This window comes from Stenotrophomonas sp. 278, assembly GCF_003935715.1.
GTDB classification, from domain to species: domain Bacteria; phylum Pseudomonadota; class Gammaproteobacteria; order Xanthomonadales; family Xanthomonadaceae; genus Stenotrophomonas; species Stenotrophomonas maltophilia_AH.
This window is the reverse complement of sequence record NZ_RHPP01000337.1, coordinates 1-500: the sequence shown is the minus strand read 5'-3', so window position 1 is coordinate 500 and position 500 is coordinate 1. Positions and strand designations below refer to the sequence as shown.

General features: G+C 63.8%; 1 pseudogene. It reads right to left on the bottom strand.

Annotated features, from left to right (window positions below):
* Positions 1-500, bottom strand: a pseudogene (locus EGJ34_RS22025) (DNA primase); the annotation flags it as partial.

The window sequence follows — 500 nt, the reverse complement described above, 5'->3', positions numbered from 1 at the left end:
TTCATGTACTCATCGAAGAACATGTTCTTGCCGGTGCCCTGCGGGCCATGGATGACGATGGTGCTCTTCATCTTGGCTCCGGGATGCTGCAGCGGGTACGCCAGCCATTTCAGCACCCAGTCGTAGAGCGCCTTCTGATTAGCCTCGCCGCCGCACATGTGCCAGAGCAAGTGCAGCAGCTTCCCGCATTCGCCGGCCTTGGGCGTGGTCGGCCAGCCGGCGAACAGATTGCAGGTGACGCCCGGCTTGGTTCCTGACGGATCAAAGTCGACCTCGCGCACGCGCACGATGGATCGGCTGGGGTGTTCCATCCAGGCCCGATGCAGCTCGCGGCGCACGCAGGCATGGCCCATGTCGCCCAGTGCCATCAGCATGTGTTCCTTATGATCGAACACCGTGCCGCCCTGCCCGTACACCAGCGCGAACCGCTCCAGCAGCTCGTCAAGCGAATCGAGGGGTTTGAGCTCGGGCTGTCCCGCGCCCCCGGTGGTGGTGCTGGA